General features: G+C 51.2%; 17 protein-coding genes and 1 pseudogene. 8 read left to right on the top strand and 10 right to left on the bottom strand.

Annotated elements, in window-relative coordinates:
- Positions 1-124: 124 nt before the first annotated feature.
- Positions 125-614 (top strand): annotated as a pseudogene (locus tag ACLD4K_RS15625) (ribonuclease I); the annotation flags it as partial.
- 234 nt (positions 615-848) lie between these two features.
- Complete coding sequence (gene rnk / locus ACLD4K_RS15620) at positions 849-1,259, top strand: nucleoside diphosphate kinase regulator (protein ID WP_000089748.1); 411 nt, start codon at positions 849-851, stop codon at positions 1,257-1,259.
- An 82-nt stretch (positions 1,260-1,341) separates the two neighbouring features.
- On the opposite strand, the gene ACLD4K_RS15615 is transcribed toward rnk, so the two are convergent.
- On the bottom strand, positions 1,342-2,580 hold the full coding sequence (locus ACLD4K_RS15615; RefSeq protein ID WP_076735440.1) for a zinc-dependent alcohol dehydrogenase: 1,239 nt from the start codon (positions 2,578-2,580) through the stop codon (positions 1,342-1,344).
- A 222-nt stretch (positions 2,581-2,802) separates the two neighbouring features.
- Here ACLD4K_RS15615 and uspG point away from each other — a divergent pair, with 222 nt between their 5' ends.
- Complete coding sequence (uspG, locus tag ACLD4K_RS15610; protein WP_000278499.1) at positions 2,803-3,231, top strand: universal stress protein UspG; 429 nt, start codon at positions 2,803-2,805, stop codon at positions 3,229-3,231.
- A 67-nt stretch (positions 3,232-3,298) separates the two neighbouring features.
- Here the strand turns inward: uspG and ACLD4K_RS15605 are convergent, their stop codons facing one another.
- The 6 genes from ACLD4K_RS15605 to ahpC all read right to left on the bottom strand — a co-directional run bounded on the left by ACLD4K_RS15605 (position 3,299) and on the right by ahpC (position 10,157).
- Positions 3,299-4,066, bottom strand: coding sequence for a dimethyl sulfoxide reductase anchor subunit family protein (locus ACLD4K_RS15605; RefSeq protein ID WP_411012123.1), 768 nt, complete (start codon positions 4,064-4,066; stop codon positions 3,299-3,301).
- Positions 4,066-4,623 (bottom strand): 4Fe-4S dicluster domain-containing protein, encoded by a 558-nt coding sequence (locus tag ACLD4K_RS15600; RefSeq protein WP_001250381.1) that lies wholly within the window; start codon positions 4,621-4,623, stop codon positions 4,066-4,068. Before ACLD4K_RS15600 ends, ACLD4K_RS15605 begins: the two co-directional genes overlap by 1 nt.
- Complete coding sequence (locus tag ACLD4K_RS15595) at positions 4,620-6,899, bottom strand: molybdopterin-dependent oxidoreductase (protein WP_411012122.1); 2,280 nt, start codon at positions 6,897-6,899, stop codon at positions 4,620-4,622. The genes ACLD4K_RS15600 and ACLD4K_RS15595 overlap by 4 nt, the downstream gene beginning before the upstream one ends.
- Positions 6,892-7,452 (bottom strand): molecular chaperone, encoded by a 561-nt coding sequence (locus tag ACLD4K_RS15590; RefSeq protein WP_411012121.1) that lies wholly within the window; start codon positions 7,450-7,452, stop codon positions 6,892-6,894. The genes ACLD4K_RS15595 and ACLD4K_RS15590 overlap by 8 nt, the downstream gene beginning before the upstream one ends.
- Positions 7,453-7,786: 334 nt before the next feature.
- Positions 7,787-9,352 carry an alkyl hydroperoxide reductase subunit F gene (gene ahpF, locus ACLD4K_RS15585; protein WP_411012120.1) on the bottom strand — a complete coding sequence of 522 codons (1,566 nt, stop codon included), beginning with the start codon at positions 9,350-9,352 and terminating at the stop codon, positions 7,787-7,789.
- Positions 9,353-9,593: 241 nt separating this feature from the next.
- Positions 9,594-10,157, bottom strand: coding sequence for an alkyl hydroperoxide reductase subunit C (gene ahpC / locus ACLD4K_RS15580; RefSeq protein WP_000052802.1), 564 nt, complete (start codon positions 10,155-10,157; stop codon positions 9,594-9,596).
- A gap of 440 nt (positions 10,158-10,597) precedes the next feature.
- Between ahpC and dsbG the strand changes: the two genes are divergently transcribed.
- The 4 genes from dsbG to ACLD4K_RS15560 all read left to right on the top strand — a co-directional run bounded on the left by dsbG (position 10,598) and on the right by ACLD4K_RS15560 (position 14,702).
- On the top strand, positions 10,598-11,344 hold the full coding sequence (gene dsbG, locus ACLD4K_RS15575) for a thiol:disulfide interchange protein DsbG (protein WP_411012119.1): 747 nt from the start codon (positions 10,598-10,600) through the stop codon (positions 11,342-11,344).
- Positions 11,345-11,808: 464 nt separating this feature from the next.
- Positions 11,809-12,711, top strand: coding sequence for a DNA-binding transcriptional repressor CitR (gene citR / locus ACLD4K_RS15570; protein ID WP_076726238.1), 903 nt, complete (start codon positions 11,809-11,811; stop codon positions 12,709-12,711).
- Between the two features lie 165 nt (positions 12,712-12,876).
- A complete protein-coding gene (locus ACLD4K_RS15565) occupies positions 12,877-14,112 on the top strand; it encodes a phosphoadenosine phosphosulfate reductase (RefSeq protein WP_076726236.1) in 1,236 nt (411 codons plus the stop codon).
- The gene (locus tag ACLD4K_RS15560) at positions 14,085-14,702 is read left to right on the top strand and encodes an IbrB-like domain-containing protein (protein ID WP_001164755.1); all 618 of its coding nucleotides are present in this window, start codon (positions 14,085-14,087) and stop codon (positions 14,700-14,702) included. The genes ACLD4K_RS15565 and ACLD4K_RS15560 overlap by 28 nt, the downstream gene beginning before the upstream one ends.
- Here ACLD4K_RS15560 and ACLD4K_RS15555 read toward each other — a convergent pair whose 3' ends face one another.
- Entirely contained in the window at positions 14,703-15,863 is a 1,161-nt protein-coding gene (locus ACLD4K_RS15555) for a pyridoxal phosphate-dependent aminotransferase (RefSeq protein WP_411012118.1), read from the bottom strand.
- 126 nt (positions 15,864-15,989) lie between these two features.
- Here ACLD4K_RS15555 and ACLD4K_RS15550 point away from each other — a divergent pair, with 126 nt between their 5' ends.
- Positions 15,990-17,078 (top strand): oxidoreductase, encoded by a 1,089-nt coding sequence (locus tag ACLD4K_RS15550; protein WP_411012117.1) that lies wholly within the window; start codon positions 15,990-15,992, stop codon positions 17,076-17,078.
- Between the two features lie 35 nt (positions 17,079-17,113).
- Here ACLD4K_RS15550 and ACLD4K_RS15545 read toward each other — a convergent pair whose 3' ends face one another.
- Both ACLD4K_RS15545 and cstA read right to left on the bottom strand, forming a co-directional pair.
- Positions 17,114-17,311, bottom strand: a complete 198-nt coding sequence (locus ACLD4K_RS15545) for a YbdD/YjiX family protein (protein WP_000460619.1) — start codon at positions 17,309-17,311, stop codon at positions 17,114-17,116.
- 63 nt (positions 17,312-17,374) lie between these two features.
- A complete protein-coding gene (gene cstA / locus ACLD4K_RS15540; RefSeq protein WP_001043108.1) occupies positions 17,375-19,480 on the bottom strand; it encodes a pyruvate/proton symporter CstA in 2,106 nt (701 codons plus the stop codon).
- Positions 19,481-20,012: the final 532 nt, after the last annotated feature.

Here is a 20,012-nt window from a genome sequence, read left to right as displayed (position 1 = left end):
GAGCGGCATTTTTTATGATTAAATGGTTAACATTCATAATGTGTATAAATTATCGAATTCATCATGAACACAATATGGCATTACAGTCCGCTGCTGGCTGTCCTCTTAACCCCGATTTTTGCCGCCAACGCCGAATCTGCCTGAGGTCAAGGCCTGCCGGAAATGCTCCGCCCCGCCCCCGGATTTTCGCCTGACATCGCGGCAATGCTTAAGGAAGTGATGCCCGGCGCGGGGGGGGGAATTCCTGTCTGGAGCGCTACGAATATGCCAAACATGGCGCCTGTTTCGGGTTTGATCCCAATACCTATTTCGGCACCATGATACGGCTGGATAAGGTGATAAAAGACAGCGCGCTGGGGCAGTTTCTGGCGGATAATTACGGCAAAACCGTTAGCCGCGCCGCGTTTGATAGCGTCGTCGCACAAATGTGGGGCAAGGATAATGTCAAAGCCGTTAAAGTAAACTGCCAGGGCAATCCCGCCTATTTAACAGAGATTCGGTTTTCATTAAAGGCGTCGATGATTAACGCGCCGCTCTCCTCCGCCTCATTCCAGCCGCAGCAGCATCCCCGCAACTGCGGGAAACAGTTTATTATCGATAAAGCCGGTTATTGACGAAGCAAAGGTTTAAAACCGTAGTCACATTTGAGAACACGCCCGAATGTAGACTAAAATTCACTCAGGGCTATGACGTTTGAGGATTTACCCGAATGTGAACTAAATCACTTCAAAGACGGGGTAAGTCTCAGTATCATCATGAGAGTTAAACCCTCGCCGCCAGACGGTGAGGGTTTTCTTTTGGGACCATTTACCTGCACTACTCGCAGTATCGATGACATGGAGTAAGAAATGTCCAGACCCACTATTATCATTAACGACCTTGACGCCGAACGTATTGATCGTCTTCTGGAACAGCCTGCGTATGCGGATCTGCCGATTGCCGACGCGCTCAACGCCGAACTGGATCGCGCGCAAATGTGTTCGCCACAAGAGATGCCGAACGATGTCGTCACCATGAACAGCCGCGTTAAATTCCGCAATTTGAGCGATGGTGAAACACGCGTGCGGACGCTGGTGTACCCCGCCAATATGACGGACAGCAGTACCCAGCTTTCGGTAATGGCGCCCGTCGGCGCGGCGTTGCTGGGACTGCGCGTCGGCGACACCATTCACTGGGAACTGCCGGGCGGCGCCTCCACCCATCTCGAAGTGCTGGAACTCGAATATCAGCCTGAAGCCGCGGGCGACTTCCTGCGTTAAACCATCTGCATAAGCGTTAATGCGTTTACACAGAGGATGCCTGCGCATCCTCTTTCCGTTAGCCCTTTCATTTTTGCCTGCTTCAGACAACGCCGCCTGGCATCGGGTTGACTACTCCCGTCGCCTGTTTCTGCGCCGCTTGTGCCGACGTCGCTCCCGGCACCAGGATAACCTTTCGGCACTCTTCTTCGCGTTTTTCGAAAATTTCGTAGCCGCGCGCCGCCTCTTCAAACGGCATATAGTGCGTGACAATCTCCTCCGGCTTCAGCAACCCTTTTTCAATAAGCGGTAATAACTCCCCCAGCCACGCGTGAACATGGGTTTGACCCATTTTAAAAGTTAGCCCCTTATCAAAGGCGTCGCCGAATAAAAAGCCGTGAATAAAACCGGCATACACGCCGGGTACGCTGACCACGCCGCCGCGTCTGACCGCCGCGATACATTGTCGCAGCGCTTTGCCGCTGCTGCCTTCCAGTTTAAGGTTCGTCAGCACCGTCTCCGTCATGCTGCCTTTCGCTTCAAAGCCTACGGCATCAATTACCGCGTCCACGCCGCGGTGTCCTGCCGTCTGCCCGATGATTTTTTCCGCCGGATCGTTCTCATCATCAAAGTTGATCGGTATCGCGCCGTAACGTTCTTCGGCGAAACGCAAGCGCCAGGCGTGGTGATCAACGACGAAGATCTGCTCCGCGCCCAGCAGTCGCGCACAGGCGATAGTCAATAATCCTACCGGCCCTGCGCCAAAAACCGCCACGCTGGAACCTTGCTGAATCTGGGCATTTTTTGCCGCCTGCCAGGCGGTAGGCAAAATATCAGAAAGAAACAGCGCTTTATCGTCAGATAACAGCGGCGGCACCTTAAATGGACCGACATTACCTTTTGGCACGCGAACATATTCGGCCTGTCCGCCGGGAACGCCGCCATACAGATGGCTATACCCAAACAGCGCCGCCGGTGGCGGGATCTGTTTTTTATTCATCGCCGCGCCGTGTCCGTCGTTAGTGTTTTCACACGCTGAATATTGCTGTAGCCGACAGAAAAAGCAGTCACCACAAGCAATGACAAACGGGATAACAACCCGATCCCCTTTCCGAATATTCTTCACATCATGTCCGGTTTCCACCACCTCGCCCATAAACTCATGGCCGAAAATATCGCCATGTTTTACCTGGGGGATCTTGCCGCGATAGAGATGCAAATCAGATCCGCAAATCGCGGTGGCGGTAACACGCAAAATGATATCGTCAGGCTGCTCAATGCCGGGATCGGGTACGTTTTCAACCTTTACGTGATGTGGACCGTGATACGTCAATGCTTTCATGCCGCCTCCGGGGTAACGGTGAATGTTGCGTTCGACTATAAAAGGGTAGCTATCCCGGAGAGACTGCCGGCAAAACAGGCGGCTTTAGGATTTTTCCTGGAAAATACACGACTTTTTTAGCGCCAGGTTGCCGCAATATTTAAAATTGCCAGACAAATAGCAGAAAGAAATATTATTATATGCTTGAATAAATTCAGCATTGATTAACAGGGAGTAACGGGTATGTATAAGACAATCATTATGCCGGTTGATGTTTTTGAAATGGAACTTAGCGATAAAGCCATTCGCCACGCTGAGTTTCTGGCGCAACAGGATGGCGTCATTCATCTGTTGCATGTACTGCCTGGGTCCGCGAGCATGAGCCTGCACCGCTTTGCCGCCGACGTGCGCCGCTTTGAAGAACATTTACAGCATGAGGCGGAAACGCGTCTGCAAACGATGGTGGGACACTTCAGTATCGATCCTTCACGAATTAAAACGCATGTTCGCTTTGGTAGCGTGCGCGATGTCGTCAATGAGATGGGCGAAGAACTGGATGCGGATGTCGTGGTAATCGGTTCGCGTAATCCGTCCATCACGACACACCTGTTGGGATCTAACGCCTCAAGCGTGGTGCGCCATGCGACGCTGCCGGTATTGGTTGTGCGTTAACCCTGGTGGCTAAAAACTGACACGCCCTGCCAGGCAGCGCCTGGCAGGGCTTTTTACTGCATCATCGTTAGTACAAATGCCCGATATTCACAATAGTACTCACCGTGTCGCCAAAAAAGACCAGCCGACTCAAAAATACGCCGACGAATAACAAGACGAACAGGAGTTTCGGGCGCGAATCACCGTGACGGCTGGCGATAAAAGCGAGCGCAAGGCAGACCAGGCTTGCCAGATAAAACGGTGAAGCCAGCCATGAACGCGCCGTCATCTGCATTATCGTTCCCCCGCTTAACCACACCAGCGGCGCCGCGATAAGTACCGCGATACACACCACAATCCCCTGGCGTAACGCAGGAACGGCAGGCCTGAGTTTTAACAGCGGAATCGCCGCGCAACCCATGACCCATACCGTAATAAAAAATAACAGCATGGTAAATCCATTAGCGATAGCCACCATCGCTGGCGCGGCGTAGGTCATCCCCTGCACCGCCACCAGTAACACGCCGAACACGGAGGCGATAAGAGCCATCGCTTTATGTCCCTTTGCCAGGAACGTTACGCCGACCGCTGCGCCAAACAACGTGGCGCCAAGGATTTCCCGACTTAACCAGGCATGTCGCAGGTTAATCAGCGCATTATAAGCGCGATCGGGATGCGCCAGATGCAGAATCGCGGCAATAGACGCCAGTGCCAGCACCAGCCCGGTGGCCAACCAATAGAAACGCTGGCCTTCCACTTCACCACGCAGCGTACGCCATGTCAGTACCAAAGCCATCCCGACAGACATCTGGCTTAATACCGTAAAAAACACCAGCGGCAGTTCATATTTTTCCATTACTTGTCCTCCGGCTGCTTAGGCTGGCGCGCCAGAATAAAGCGCGTTCCTGGATTGAGCTGTGGCATATGCGGGAACCCTGGCGGATACTGCACCGCATTATCGGGCACAGGATCGGCATCCAAATCGATAATCGACAAGGCGCCCACCGGACAGGCGTTTACGCACGCCGGATTCATACCGATATCAAGACGCTCGTAGCACATACTGCATTTTTCCGCTTTACGCGTCTCTTCATTAAAACGTGGCGCGCCATAAGGACAGTTACGAATACAGTTTTTACAGCCGATGCAGCGCTCAGGGTTATGCACCACCACGCCATCTTCACGTTTGGTATAGGCTTCGACCGGACAGGCGGCGACGCAGGCCGGATGTTCGCAGTGGTTACAGGCCAGCGAGTAAAACGCCCGCTCTTCATGTGGATAGATGTCTTTATCCAACGGATAAACGTAGCGCCAGAAGCGATCCGGCTCCAGTTGGTTAAAGCTTTTACACGCCATAGCACAGCCGCGGCAGCCGATGCACTTATCGCTATTCACTAAAAACGCACGTCTCATGCTACGGATTCCCCTTTACCGATCAATACAACGTCAGCAAACTGACTGTGGATAGCGGCGCCCGGCGCGCCAGTTTTCATCAGCCCCATATCAGCAGGCGTATCGGCCACGACGTTTTGCACGTTGTACTGCCGTTTCGGGAACCACGCTTCATACATCACCAGAAAATCTTCCGGCACGTTGGTGGTAACTTTTGCCCGCAGCTCAACTTCACCGGTGCCATTGAAAACTTTGACCAGATCGTTCTCGCTGATGCCTTTTTTCTGTGCGGAAGAAGGATGGATATAAACGAACGGTTCCGGGTAGAACACCTGCATCCAGTCCAGGTTGATAAACTGCGAGTGCAGGCCAAACTGCACGTGCGGCGTAAACAGATGGAAAGGCAGTTTGCTCTCGGCTTCCGGTTTGTATTCCGGCAGCGCGGTGTGGCCGTTTTTCTCCGCCAGTTCAGATTTAAATTCATACTTGCCTGACGGCGTTTTGAACTTGCGGTCATACCAGGCGGCTGAGCTTGGCAGAATCGCTTTTTTCGGCCCGTCCAGCAGATCGTCCCAGGAAGAGATGCCGAACATTTTCGCCATACCGTTGTTGAACTCCTGATCCAGCCAGCGCTTGTGATCGAACTCTTGCGGGAAGGTACAGGAACCCGGCGCCATCTTATTAATGGTGCGCGACAGCATGGTAGCGATTTCAAGGTCGCATTTTGCTTCATACATCGGCTTAATCGCCGGCTGATTAATGGAAAGCCAGTAGTGCCAGTAAGAAGCATCCACGTTCCACTCTTCAAACGCGGTGGTAACGGGCAGCACGATATCAGCGTGTTGCACCGTTTCGTTGAAGAACTGATCGGCGCAGACCACCATTTCCAGTTTTTCAAACGCTTTTTTCATCTTGCTGCGATCGAAATCCTGGGCAAACGGGTTTTTACAGGCGACCCACAGCATACGAACCGGCGGATCGTTGGCCTCCAGAATCCCCTGCGCCGTCTGGTTGATATTCAGAGAACGATCGGAGTACTGCACGGCGTCGCTGCCAGCGGCAGCCCCGAATTCACTGGTGGTGCCCGCCGCTCCCGGTATGCCAATAGCGCCCACCGGCGGCTTCTGCAACATGGCGTTATAGTTAAAGCCCCAGGTATGCAAATGGCCATAACGCGCGCCGCCGCCTTCGACACCGATGTTGCCGGACATAGCGACAAAGGCATCGATAGCGCGAACGTTGGCGCCGCCGTTGACATGACGCTGCATCCCGTAACCAATCCAGACCGTGGCCGGGTTAACTGCCGTAAACTCTTCCGCCAGCTGGCGAATGACATCCGCAGACAGGCCGCAGATTTCTGCCGCCCACTCCACGGTCACATGGTTACGCAGATAGGCTTCAAATTCCGGATAGCCGTGAGCATCGTTGTTGACAAACTCCTGATCCACCAGCCCCTTATCCACCAGATGACGCGCCATTCCCAGCGCCAGCGCGCCGTCTGAACCAGGCCGTACGCGCAGGTAGAGATCGGCTTTGGCGGCAGTCTGCGACAGCAGCGGATCGATAACCACGACCTTCGCCCCTTTCTCGCGCGCCTGATAGATGTACTTCATGCTGTGCATTGAGCACCAGGCCGGGTTGGCGCCCCAGATAATGATGTATTTCGCTTTCACCATATCTTCCGGGTCGTTACACCACATGTCGCCCATGTCGTAGTTTTGCGCGTCGATACCGGCAGGCCAGCACGGCGTACCGGCAAAACGGGTGGTGTAGCCAAGCGAGGACATCATCCCTTCAACGGCATAGTTCAGCACGCCAAACTTACCGGAATATTTGGTCAGCGCCAGACCGAGCATAGAACCGTCTTTTTTCTTAATCTCCAGCATTTTGGCGGCAATGCGCTGCATCGCCTCTTCCCATGAGATGCGACGCCAGTTGCCGCTACCGCGAACGTCCTGCACCATGGGATATTTAATACGATCGGGGCTATAAACCCGGCGCGGATAGCTTAACCCTTTGACGCAAGGGGTACCGTGAGTAAATGTTGATTCCGGCGCGCCTTCCACGAAAGTAATGACCCCGTCCTTTACCCACGTCTTGAGGCTACAGGTGTCATAGCAGTTACGCGGACACGCGTTACGATAAATTTTGTACGTTTTAGGGTTAAAGGGAACAGGCGGCTGCGCAAGCGCGCATCGGGAGGTCAGTAATCCTCCGGGTAAAGCCGCAACGGCGCCCAGTGCCACTATCCCCTTTAAAAAAGAACGTCTGTTCAGATGTCCTGTCTCATTACTCATATTGATACTCTCGTTTTAATTCATCAAGCCAATAAAATAAGATGTCCGCCACCGTATATAACGTGGTCGTTTGTGCATGAGTTTTTATTTTTTCGATATATAATGGCACCCACTTTGTTAAATAATTATTGATATATTGAGTGAGAGTAGAGCGATATTGTGACGTTTGCCGGGTGTTAGCCAGTAATAGTGTGGTCAATTCCAGCACGCAGGAAATATGATCGTCAGGGATACTGCTCTCCTGATTAACCGATAATCCCAACGCTGCCATAAACTCCCGTATCTCCAGCGTCGCATTTCCCATCACCAGCGCATCGTCTTCCAAATACACTGAAGCGAAAGGCGCCGCCAGCAGCTTGCCAGGACCGACGAATAGCGCATTAAAGTCATACTCCGCCTCCAGCCACGCCCGGTCGGTAAGGTTTACCGCAGCAGATGGATTTAATCTCACGTAGGCAGATTTCAGTGAACGACTATCATGAGAATTAAAAAAATCACGCAATGTAAGCCCTGTCTTTTCTAATTCCGTCAGTGATTCATAGATTGAATCCATGAATAAATAACCTCACATACAAATGCAATATAAATCAAGAAAAAAAAGAATGGGCATGTTAACGGAAGTGCTTAATCTTTCTTTGATAAAAAAACAGAAAAATTCCCGTTAAACCCGTAGAAGGCTTTTTTATTGTTTCAAAGTTTAAAAACAGAAGACCGTTGAAATAAAAAACCGTCTGTTATTAACAAACGGTTTCAGAGTATTGATAATGAAGAACGTGTTTTACCCGGCGGCGTTCCCCAGGCATAAACACCGCAGGCCCGAATAGCTTACACTATCGGGCCATTTACGATGGCCAGTTAACTGACCTTGCAGGTGTGATTACTTCTTTTTATGCGATTTTGGTGCGAATCAGATAATCAAAGGCGCTCAACGAGGCTTTCGCCCCTTCGCCAGTGGCGATGATAATCTGTTTGTAAGGAACGGTGGTACAATCGCCTGCGGCGAAGACGCCCTTAACGCTGGTTTCACATTTGGCGTCAATAATGATCTCGCCCATGCGGTTACGCTCAAGCGCGCCTTCCAGCCAGTGGGTATTCGGCAACAGACCAATCTGCACAAAAATGCCTGCCAGCGTGACGCTATGAATATCGCCGCTGACACGGTCACGATACTCCAGCCCCACCACTTTCGTACCGTCGCCCTTCACTTCTGTCGTTTGCGCATTCAGAATGATATCGACATTTTTCAGGCTACGCACTTTGTCCTGTAGCACCTGATCCGCCTTCATCTCCGGCGCGAACTCCAGCAACGTAACGTGTTCTACAATACCTGCCAGATCGATAGCCGCTTCAACGCCGGAGTTGCCGCCGCCGATGACCGCCACACGCTTCCCTTTAAATAACGGACCGTCGCAGTGCGGACAATAGGTGACGCCTTTGGTGCGATACTGATCCTCGCCCGGCACATTCATATTGCGCCATTTCGCGCCGGTGGCGATGATGATACTGCGCGCTTTCAAGACTGCGCCGGACGCCGTTTCAATCTGATGCAGGCCGCCTTCTGTCGCGGCCGGAACCAGTTTACTTGCGCTCTGGCTGTCGATAACGTCAACGTCGTAATCGCTGACATGCGCTTTCAGCGCGCCCGCCAGTTTCTGGCCTTCGGTTTTCGGCACCGAGATATAGTTTTCGATATCCACGGTATCCAGCACCTGACCGCCGAAGCGCTCGCCCATCAGACCGGTACGGATGCCTTTGCGCGCCGAGTAGACCGCCGCCGCCGCGCCCGCCGGGCCGGAGCCGACAATCAGCACGTCATACGCATCGCGTTTGTTCAGCGCTTCCGCCGCGCGTTTTTCTGCGCCAGTATCCACTTTAGCGACAATCTCGGTCAGAGTCATACGTCCCTGGCCGAACTCTTTACCGTTAACAAATACCGCCGGAACACCCATCACGCTACGTTCGGTGATTTCGTTCTGGAAGGTGCCGCCATCAATTGCCGTATGTTTAATACGCGGGTTCAGTACCGCCATCAGGTTCAGCGCCTGCACTACGTCCGGGCAGTTATGGCAGGAGAGTGAATAATAAGTTTCGAATTCAAAATCGCCGTCAATATCGCGAATCTGCTCCAGCAGCGACTGCGCTTCTTTTGACGGATGACCGCCGGTCCACAGCAGCGCCAAAACCAGCGAGGTAAATTCGTGGCCCAGCGGAGAACCGGCAAAGCGCGGCCCCTGCTGAGAGCCTGGATTCGTAATCAGGAAAGACGGCTTGCGCACCGGCAGAGAATTGTCTTCTTTAAATGTGACCTTGTCGGACAGCTCGGCGATTTCAGCCAACAGTTCCTTGATTTCCGCCGATTTAGCGCTGTCATCCAGCGTGGCAATCAGCTCAACAGGTTTGGTCAGTTTCTCAAGGTAAGCCCTGAGCTGGGTTTTCATATTTGTGTCGAGCATTCTTCTTCCCTCTCTGAAAACATCATCATGCAAGCCGACTTCGCGGGACTGCATTAATGCAACTTGCGTCATGGTGCTGAAATGAAATGGGCGCGGGTGCGCCCATGACTGAAACAATTTCCAAAGTATTTCACGTCAGAGTAAGGCGGCCAGCCTGAGAATCCCCGGGAGCTTACTGAAGTAAGTGACCGGGGTGAGCAGGCGACGCCAACGCAGCTATGGCGTGAAAGGCGACGGAAATTTAGATTTTACCGACCAGGTCTAAGGATGGAGCCAGAGTCGCTTCACCTTCTTTCCATTTCGCCGGGCATACTTCGCCTGGGTGAGCGGCAACGTACTGTGCTGCTTTAATTTTACGCAGCAGGTCAGACGCGTCACGGCCGATACCTTCAGCAGTAACTTCGATCGCCTGGATGATACCCTGCGGGTCAACAACAAAGGTCGCACGGTCTGCCAGACCTTCATCTTCACGCATGTTGTCGAAGTTACGGGTCAGGGCGCCAGTCGGGTCGCCGATCATCGCATATTTGATTTTTGCGATAGTTTCAGAGCTGCTGTGCCATGCTTTGTGCGTGAAGTGAGTATCGGTTGAGACGGAATAAACGTCTACGCCCAGCTTCTGCAGTTCTTCGTAATGGTCGGCAACGTCACCCAGTTCAGTCGGGCAAACAAAGGTAAAATCGGCCGGGTAGAAGAAGAAGACGCTCCAACGGCCTTCGGTATCTTTCTCGGTGACTTCAATGAACTCACCGTTTTTGAACGCCTGGTTTTTGAAAGGTTTGATTTTGGTGTTAATTAAGGACATCTATACTTCCTCCGTGTTTTCGTTGAGGAGTAAGTTAACGAAATTTTGCTGATTCAGCTAATGCATTTCCATTATCAAATCAATAAGCGTTAACTAACAACCCGATTCGGGCGACATTGTGAACACTGCGCCCTGTCAGCCATCTAAAGTAAAAAGGCCGCCTGACAGGCGGCCCCATTACCTGAACTACCCGCAGGTAACTTCAGAGCCAGTACGACTCGTCTTGCAAATTACAGGCGTATTGTCTGCAATTCGAAATCCATAGCGTATATGCTGGCTAAGTGTTGCGCTCTACATTACCTTAACAAAGGCTGTAACAGCGAAAAGGATTACATCACCCCAGCACAGAAAGGGCAATCCTGCCACGCCAGCTCTTACCTATGTCTGCGATAGGCATCATCATTAATACTCTTTTCGCTTTGATCTTAAAAGGAAAAAATATGATTAAACGTACATTGCTGCTTGCTATGCTGCCCATTCTCGCCCACGCGGAAGAACTGCCTGCGCCGGTAAAAGCCATTGAAAAACAGGGCATAACCATCCTGAAATCCTTCGAGGCGCCGGGGGGCATGAAGGGCTATCTCGGAAAGTATCAGGATATGGGCGTCACGATTTACCTGACACCGGACGGTAAACACGCGATTTCCGGCTATATGTATAATGAAAAAGGTGAAAATCTTAGCAACGCCCTGATAGAAAAAGAGATCTATGCGCCCGCCGGACGTGAAATGTGGCAGAAAATGGAAAAAGCGTCATGGATACTCGACGGTAAAAAAGATGCGCCGGTGGTGCTGTATGTCTTCGCCGACCCTTTCTGCCCCTATTGTAAGCAGTTTTGGCAGCAAGCTCGCCCGTGGGTCGAATCCGGCAAGGTACAATTACGTACGTTACTGGTGGGCGTGATTAAACCGGAAAGCCCGGCCACAGCCGCAGCGATTTTAGCCGCGAAAGACCCGGCGAAAACCTGGCATGACTATGAAGCCTCCGCAGGAAAGATGAAGCTGGAGGTTCCGGCGTCCATCCCCCCGGCGCAGATGAAAGTCATTAATCAGAATCAGCAGTTAATGGACGATCTTGGCGCTAACGCGACGCCAGCAATTTATTACATGAATAAAGATAAGACGTTGCAACAGGTTGTGGGTTTACCGGAAAAAGCGCAACTGGACGTCATGATGGGGCAGCCTTAACGCAGAAATTAGCAAGGCAGGAGCTTAACCGTACCACGCCCGATAGCGCTGTGTTTGTCGGGCCAACCTCCTCCTGGCATTAACGCGACGCCAGACCAGCATGTCATCCGGCACAGCCTTTTTAGAGCCTATCCCACCAGGCGTTATTGGTGCAGCCAGTTTGGACCCGGACAGCGCGCAAAAACCGGAGCGTACACGTAGTACGTGAGGATTTTGAGCACTGCCCAGGTCCAAAATGGCAAGTAAAATAGCCCTAATGGGATAGGCTCTTAGACTAACGGCGTGATTATATAGGTGTCAGTTATGTCCGCCTTTACTGTAATTATTTACTCGCTAAAATATTCATAACTGTGGTATTTTAGTTTAAATAAACTCTACATTAAGTTTAATAAACATAATTCTGGTAAATTATTGAGATTAAGTCATAATCATAGAATATACCATGATTATGCCAGGAAGATACTATGGCTAACCTTTACGACCTTAAAAAATTTGATCTTAACTTGTTGGTTATATTTGAATGTATTTATCAACATTTAAGCATTAGCAAAGCGGCAGAAACTCTCTATATTACACCTTCTGCCGTAAGCCAGTCATTGCAACGCCTGCGCACGCAATTCAATGACCCTTTATTTATTCGTTCAGGCAAAGGAATTACGCCTACCGTAACAGGCATTAATTTACATTATCATTTAGAAAATAACCTTAACAGCCTGGAACAAACTATTAATATAATGAATCAGTCCAGCCTGAAGAAAAAGTTTATTATTTACAGCCCACAACTATTGATCACCCAATATGTGATGAAATTAGTTGAATATATCCGCAAAGATTCACAGGTTGAAATTGAACATCACGACATTTTGACCACTGACGAACAGCCTGAAGATCTTCTTGCCTACCGCAAAGCAGATATTGTGGTTTCAATGGCCCCACTCAATAATCGTTCTATTGTTTGTACTCACTTTAATAAGGTGGAATGTATCCTGGCTTGCAGTGAAAACCATCCCCGGCTAGGTGAAACCGCAACTATCGACGAAATTCTACAAGAGTCATTTACGCAATTCGTCGCCCGGGAAAACGATATAAAAGAGCATCATTCACTTATCCATAATATGCTGGGGGAAAGAATAATTGGTTTCAGAAGCAAATCGCTGATAACCATCGCCAACGCCATCAGCGCCACGGAGCTTATTGGTTTTTTACCACAATCACTTGTTGACTATTACTCATCCACTATCAAACTTAAAAAAATCACCATACCTTTTACCATTGCTCCCATACAACTCTATCTTATGTATAATAGAGCTTCGCTGAATAATAGCGGATTTACTGAGCTCATTGAGCAAATAACAAAAAAGCATTAATAAGAAGGTCAGATAACGAATATTAATATAAATTCAATGTATATATTTATATAATGCATTTATTTAATAAATATAATAAAGCATTGCAAGTTCATCTAATCAGCTTATCCTTTATGTTAATTATTTCGAATATACTGTAGTTAACACATCGGAGACTATCCAGAGATGTCGGTTTATAAAGTTCCGCTTGAGCAAAATGTTCTGGAAGCGGCTCAAGAGCGTATAATGTGGACCCTGGAAACCTTACCCCGGGTCTGCGTCTCATTTTCTGGTGGTAAAGATTCAGGACTTATGCTGCACCTGACGGCAACGTTGGCGCGCAAAATGAATAAAAAGATCCACGTTCTCTTCATTGACTGGGAAGCGCAATTCTCCTGTACCATCGCCTATATTGAATCATTACGTGAATACTACGCGGACGTTATTGAGCGTTTTTATTGGGTCGCATTACCCTTAACCACACAAAATTCCCTTTCACAATACCAGCCGGAGTGGCAGTGTTGGCAGCCGGGTGCCGACTGGGTACGACAACCGCCAGAAGATGCGATTACCGATCCGGCCTTTTTTTCCTTTTATCAACACGGCATGACCTTTGAACAGTTCGTTCGCGATTTTGCCGACTGGTTTTCAGAAAAGCGTCCTGCCGCTATGCTGGTCGGTATTCGTTCCGACGAATCCTATAACCGGTTTGTCGCTATTGCTAACTCGCATAAGCTGCGCTTTGCCGACGATAAGCCCTGGACCACGTTAGCCCCCAGGGGGCACACCTGGTATATCTACCCCATCTATGACTGGAAAACCGCAGATATCTGGACCTGGTTTGCCAAAACAGGTAAACCATGTAACCCTTTGTATAATTTGATGTATCAGGCTGGCGTACCGGCCCGTTACATGCGTATTTGTGAACCGTTCGGCCCGGAACAACGGCAGGGGCTATGGCTGTATCATGTTATCGAACCTGAGCGCTGGGCGGCCATGTGCGCCAGAGTCAGCGGCGTACTCAGCGGAGGAATATACGCCGGGCAGGACAGCCATTTTTACGGCCACCGGAAAATTTTAAAACCCGATCACCTTAACTGGGAGGAGTATGCGCTGCTCCTGCTACACAGTATGCCTGAAGTCACTGCCGAACATTACCGTAATAAAATCGCCGTTTATTTGCAGTGGTATAAGAAAAAAGGCATGAACACCATCCCACAGACGCAGCAGGGCGATATCGGATCGCGGGATATTCCGTCGTGGCGGCGGATCTGCAAAGTATTACTGAACAATGATTACTGGTGCCGGGCGCTGTCATTCAGTCCGACAAAACCTAAGAATTACCAGCGTTATAACGAACGTATGAAAACTAAACGCCAGGAATGGGGGATCTTATGCAACACCGACTCACAACCGAAATAACTCACTTTCTCTCTGAACTGCCTGAAGAAGAGAGAATCGCCGCCATTAATGAATTTAGAATGGCGATACATAGCGTTAGTCCTTTTCGCGATGAGCCTGTCGATTGTGTCCTGTGGGTGAAAAACGATCATATTTCGCCTAATGACTACAACCCGAATAACGTTGCGCCGCCCGAGAAAAAACTGCTGCTTAAATCGATTGAACAAGATGGATTTACTCAGCCGATAGTGGTGGTAAAGGCCGATGCCGAGGAATACGAGATTGTGGACGGTTTTCACCGTCATGAGCTGGGCAAAGGAAAAGCGGCCCTGAAAAGGCGTCTGAAAGGCTACCTGCCGATAACATGTCTGGACAGAGAACGTCACGAACGCATGGCGGCAACCATTCGGCATAACCGCGCGCGCGGGCGCCACCAGATCCACGCCATGTCAGAAATCGTGCGCGAACTTTCTCTGCTAGGCTGGGACGAGAGCAAAATCGGCCAGGAGTTAGGTATGGACGCCGATGAAGTCCTGCGCCTGAAACAGATCAATGGCCTGCAGGAGCTTTTTGCAGACCGTCGATTCTCCAGAGCGTGGACGGTTAAATAACTACAGTTTACACAGGCGCTCTGCGGCGGCCAGCAGCGTTGATTCCTGTTTAGCGAAACATAAACGTATAAGCTGATGCGGGAAAGGGGCGGCGCAAAAGACAGAGAGCGGAATAGCGGCGACACCGACTTCTTCGGTTAGCCACTGACAAAACTCAACGTCATTTAGCGTCGACACTGCGCTGTAATCGATTAACAGAAAATAGGTACCTTCACAGGGCAGCACTTTTAATCGGCTTTGCGCCAACGCGTTAACCAGCACATCGCGTTTTTTCCGGTAAAAATCGGGTAACGCGCGATAGTGTTCCGGCGCGGCGCGCAGCATATCCGCCAACGCCAGTTGCGCCGGCGTATTGACGCAAAACGTCAGGTACTGGTGAACTTTGCGTATTTCGGCGCTAATGGCCGCAGGCGCAACGCAGTAACCAATCTTCCATCCTGTCATATGAAAGGTTTTACCAAACGATGAAACGGCAACCGCCCGCTCTCGTAACTGAGGGTGCGCCAATACGCTGGCATGACCTTCGATGGCAAAACAAATATGTTCGTACACTTCATCGCTTAATACATAAATTTCCCGCTCGCCGATAGCCTGCCACAGCGCCTCGATATCCGCCTGACGCCAGACGGTAGCGGTGGGATTATGCGGCGTATTGAGGATCACCAGCCGCGTACGCTCGCTAAGCAACGCCGAAAACGCCTGCCAGTCGACGCGAAAATGCGGCGGCGTAAGCGCTATGCGTTTTAACACGCCGCCGGAAAGCGCCACGGCCGGGGCATAGCTGTCGTAACTGGGATCGAAACAGATAACCTCATCCCCTGCCCGCACCAGCGCGGTAATCGCCGCATACAGCGCTTCTGTCGCGCCCGCCGTGACGGTGATATCACTCACGTCATCGGGTCGATAACCATATATTTCCGCCGTTTTATCGGCAATGGCCTCCCTCAACGCCTGCGCGCCCGTCATCGGCGCATATTGATTCGCGCCCTGCGCGACATGATAAGCCAACCGCTCGTGCAAATAACGAGGACCATCAAAATCAGGGAAGCCTTGCGATAAATTTATTGCCTGATGTTTCTGCGCCAGCGCGCTCATTTGCGTAAAAATCGTGGTGCCAAGATTGGGCAATTTGCTTTTTGGAATCAGTGGGTTATTTCTCATTATCTTCATACCCGCCAGTGATGTGGTTGTTGACACACTATCACAGGGTGTTAGTATTTGGCAATCAAGACGTTTAGATGTCTAAATATAATAACAACGGTGAGAAGACCCTAAGGACAACACAACATGAACCACACTGAAATCCGCGTCGTTACCGGCCCGGCGAATTATTTTTCCCATGCCGGAAGCCTCGGAAGACTGACAGACTTTTTCACGCCGGAACAGCTTTCCCACGCCATTTGGGTGTACGGCGAACGCGCGATTGCCGCCGCCCGTCCTTACCTGCCGGAAGCGTTTGAACGTGCTGGCGCAAAACATCTGCAGTTTACCGGCCATTGTAGCGAACGCCATGTTGCCCAACTGGCGCACGCCTGCAACGACGATCGTCAGGTGGTGATAGGCGTCGGCGGCGGCGCGCTGCTCGATACCGCCAAAGCGCTCGCCCGCCGTCTGGCGCTGCCGTTTGTCGCTATCCCGACGATCGCGGCGACCTGCGCCGCCTGGACACCGCTTTCCGTCTGGTATAACGACGCGGGACAGGCGTTACAGTTCGAAATTTTTGATGATGCAAATTTTCTGGTGCTGGTCGAACCGCGCATTATTCTGCAGGCGCCCGATGACTATCTGTTAGCTGGCATTGGCGATACGCTGGCGAAATGGTATGAAGCCGTTGTGCTTGCGCCGCAGCCTGAAACGTTACCTTTGACCGTAAGACTGGGCATTAACAGCGCGTGCGCTATTCGCGATCTCCTGCTGACCAGCAGCGAACAAGCATTAGCGGATAAACAGCAGCGTCGGCTGACCCAGGCATTTTGCGACGTGGTGGATGCGATTATCGCTGGCGGCGGTATGGTCGGCGGCCTCGGGGAACGCTATACCCGTGTCGCTGCCGCCCATGCGGTACACAACGGTCTGACCGTCCTGCCGCAAACGGAAAAATTCCTGCACGGAACGAAAGTGGCTTATGGCATTCTGGTGCAAAGCGCGCTACTGGGACAAGATGACGTGCTGGCGCAATTGATTGCAGCGTACCGGCGATTTCATCTGCCGGCCCGACTTAGCGAACTGGACGTGGATATTCATAACACCGCCGAGATCGATAGGATAATCGCGCATACCCTGCGCCCGGTCGAATCCATCCACTATTTACCGGTGACGTTAACGCCAGACACCCTGCGTGCGGCGTTTGAAAAAGTTGAATTTTTCAGAATATAGCCTGGTGACGTTGCGTTTATCAGGCCTGGCAACCATCAGCAGCAACGCGCGCCGCCTTTTCCACCATAGCGCGCATCTTGCCGCTCGCGGAAAAATTCTTCATAGGTCATCGGCGTCTGATCCGGATGCGTTATGCGCATATGTTCCACATAGTTGTCGTAGTCTGGCACGCCAATCATCATTTTTGCGGCCTGTCCCAGATATTTTCCGGCTTTTGAAAGCGTATCGAACATCGTTGTCACCTGTCATTCAAATGCCCTCTCCTTATTCTGGAGAGGGCTATTGATGTAAAAAGATTAGTGCGCGCCTTTCGCCTGCGTCACGATCTCATCCACATTTTCCGGCATCGGCTCATACGGCGTTTCATTCGCCGTCGGTTTATCAATCTTCAGAGCGGCCAGCGCCGTCTTAATAGAGAAGACCGCCAGCACCACGACCACCACCATAAAGAAGATGGTTAGCCCGGCATCCAGACGGTTATTGAATACCAACTGCGCGAGCTGCGATTCGGTGTACTGCGGCGGAATATTGCCGCTGTCGATCATCGCCTGGAACTTATTGGCAATGGCCAGGAAGCCGATTTTCGCATCCGGACTAAACGCTTTCTGCCAGCCCGCCGTCAGCGTACAAATCAGCAGCCAGGCCGTCGGCACCAGCGCGACCCACGCATAACGCTGACGCTTCATTTTGAACAGTACCACGGCGCAAAGCATCAGCGCCATCCCCGCCAGCATCTGGTTAGCGATGCCAAACAGCGGCCACAGGGTGTTAATACCGCCCAACGGATCGACCACACCCTGATGGAGGAAATACCCCCACGCCAGCACGCACAATGCCGTAGCAAGCAGGTTCGCTGGCAGCGAATCGGTACGTTTCAGCCCTGGCGACACTACGCCCAACAAATCCTGCAACATAAAGCGCGCCGCACGGGTACCCGCATCCACCGCCGTCAGAATAAACAGCGCTTCAAACAGAATGGCGAAGTGATACCAGAAGGCTACATCCATCATGCCGCCCAACGCGCCATGTAAAATGTAGGCCATCCCTACCGCCAGCGTTGGCGCTCCGCCTGCGCGGGAGATAATGGATTGTTCGCCGACTTCATTGGCAATCTGGTGTAACGTATCCGGCGTGATAGCGAAACCCCAACTACTGACCACCTGCGCGGCAGAAGCCACGACATCCGCTGTCCCCGCTGGCGCCAGTACCGCCATCGGGCTATTCATCGCAAAGTAAACGCCCGGATCGATAATACAGGCCGAGACCAGCGCCATAATGGCGACGAAAGATTCCATTAACATCCCGCCGTAGCCGATAAAGCAGGCCTGGCCTTCGTTGGCCAACATCTTCGGCGTCGTGCCGGAGGAAATGAGCGCATGGAAACCGGAGACCGCGCCGCAGGCGATGGTAATAAACAGGAACGGGAACAGGTCGCCCGTCCAGACCGGTCCTGTACCATCAACAAATTTGGTCAGCGCCGGCATAGTCAGCGTCGGACGCATGATCAGAATCCCAACCGCCAGACCGACAATCGTACCAATTTTCAGGAAGGTAGAGAGGTAATCACGCGGCGCGAGCAGCAGCCAGACCGGCAGTACCGCCGCGACAAAACCATAACCCACCAGCATCCAGGTAAGCTGCACGCCAGTAAAATCAAAGTACGGTGCCCAGGTTGGGCTTGCCGCCACCCATCCGCCGGAAATAATAGCGAAAATAAGAAATACCAGCCCAATGACCGACACCTCGCCGATGCGCCCCGGACGCAGATAACGCAGGTAGATGCCCATAAAAATCGCCAGTGGAATGGTGAACGCGACAGTGTACGTTCCCCACGGGCTATGGGTCAGCGCTTTCACCACGATCATCGCCAGGACAGCCAGAATGATAACCATGATCATAAAACAGGCCACCAGGGCGATCACCCCTGCCGTCGCGCCCATCTCCTCTTTAACCAGCTCGCCAAGCGAACGCCCATCGCGCCGGGTCGAGACGAACAGCACCATAAAGTCCTGCACCGCTCCCGCCAGCACGACGCCCGCCAGCAGCCAGATCATCCCCGGCAGATAGCCCATCTGCGCCGCCAGTACCGGCCCAACCAGCGGACCTGCGCCAGCAATGGCCGCAAAATGGTGACCAAAAAGCACTTTCTTATCGGTCGGGACATAATCCAGACCATCATTATGACGTACCGCGGGCGTCATACGCGTTGGGTCAACCGCCAGCACTTTTTTGGCGATATAGAGCCCATAAAAACGATACGCAATAAGATAGACACAGACCGACGCCACTACGATCCATAGCGCGTTGATCTGTTCCCCACGATTTAACGCAATATAGCCCAGGGCAAACGCACCCAATACTGAGAGCGCTGTCCAGACGAGATATTTCCCTGATTTATTCATAGTTGTTGTCCGTTTGGGTGTTCCAGAGAGATGTTACATTTTGTTTCTATAACACCTTTACCGCAATTAACAACACAACAACATGATAAAACCAGTTCGTTACCCATTTTTTACATTACAGTGTTAAGTAGATCACCTTTGCTACCGTCTTGACTGAAACTGCCACAAACTAACTGCGGGTCAGTCGTGGTTTTACAGATTTTTATTATTTAAATTTATATTATTCACTGAATCATTATTTAAAGAGAACAGTCCTCACTCAGCAGGCAACTGCACTGCGCTATTACTGAGCAAAAAAAGAGTTAAGACTTTTCTTTATTTTTATACTTTTCATGCTTTCCAATAAAACTAATGCCATAACATCTTATGTGGAACATAATAATGAAAAAAATATCGAGTATAATATTAATTTATTAAATATACACATCACGAATATTTATCAGCAATCCATAAGTTTATCATTTTGAATACTTAACCTTTAAGAGCCTATCCCACCAGGCGTTATTGGCGCAGCCAGTTTGGACACGGACAG

This window comes from Salmonella sp. 741265055_HSA (assembly GCF_046569525.1).
In the GTDB taxonomy this organism is placed as follows: domain Bacteria; phylum Pseudomonadota; class Gammaproteobacteria; order Enterobacterales; family Enterobacteriaceae; genus Salmonella; species Salmonella enterica.
The sequence above is the reverse complement of the archived record's forward strand: the minus strand, read 5'-3'. Positions and strand labels throughout refer to the sequence as shown.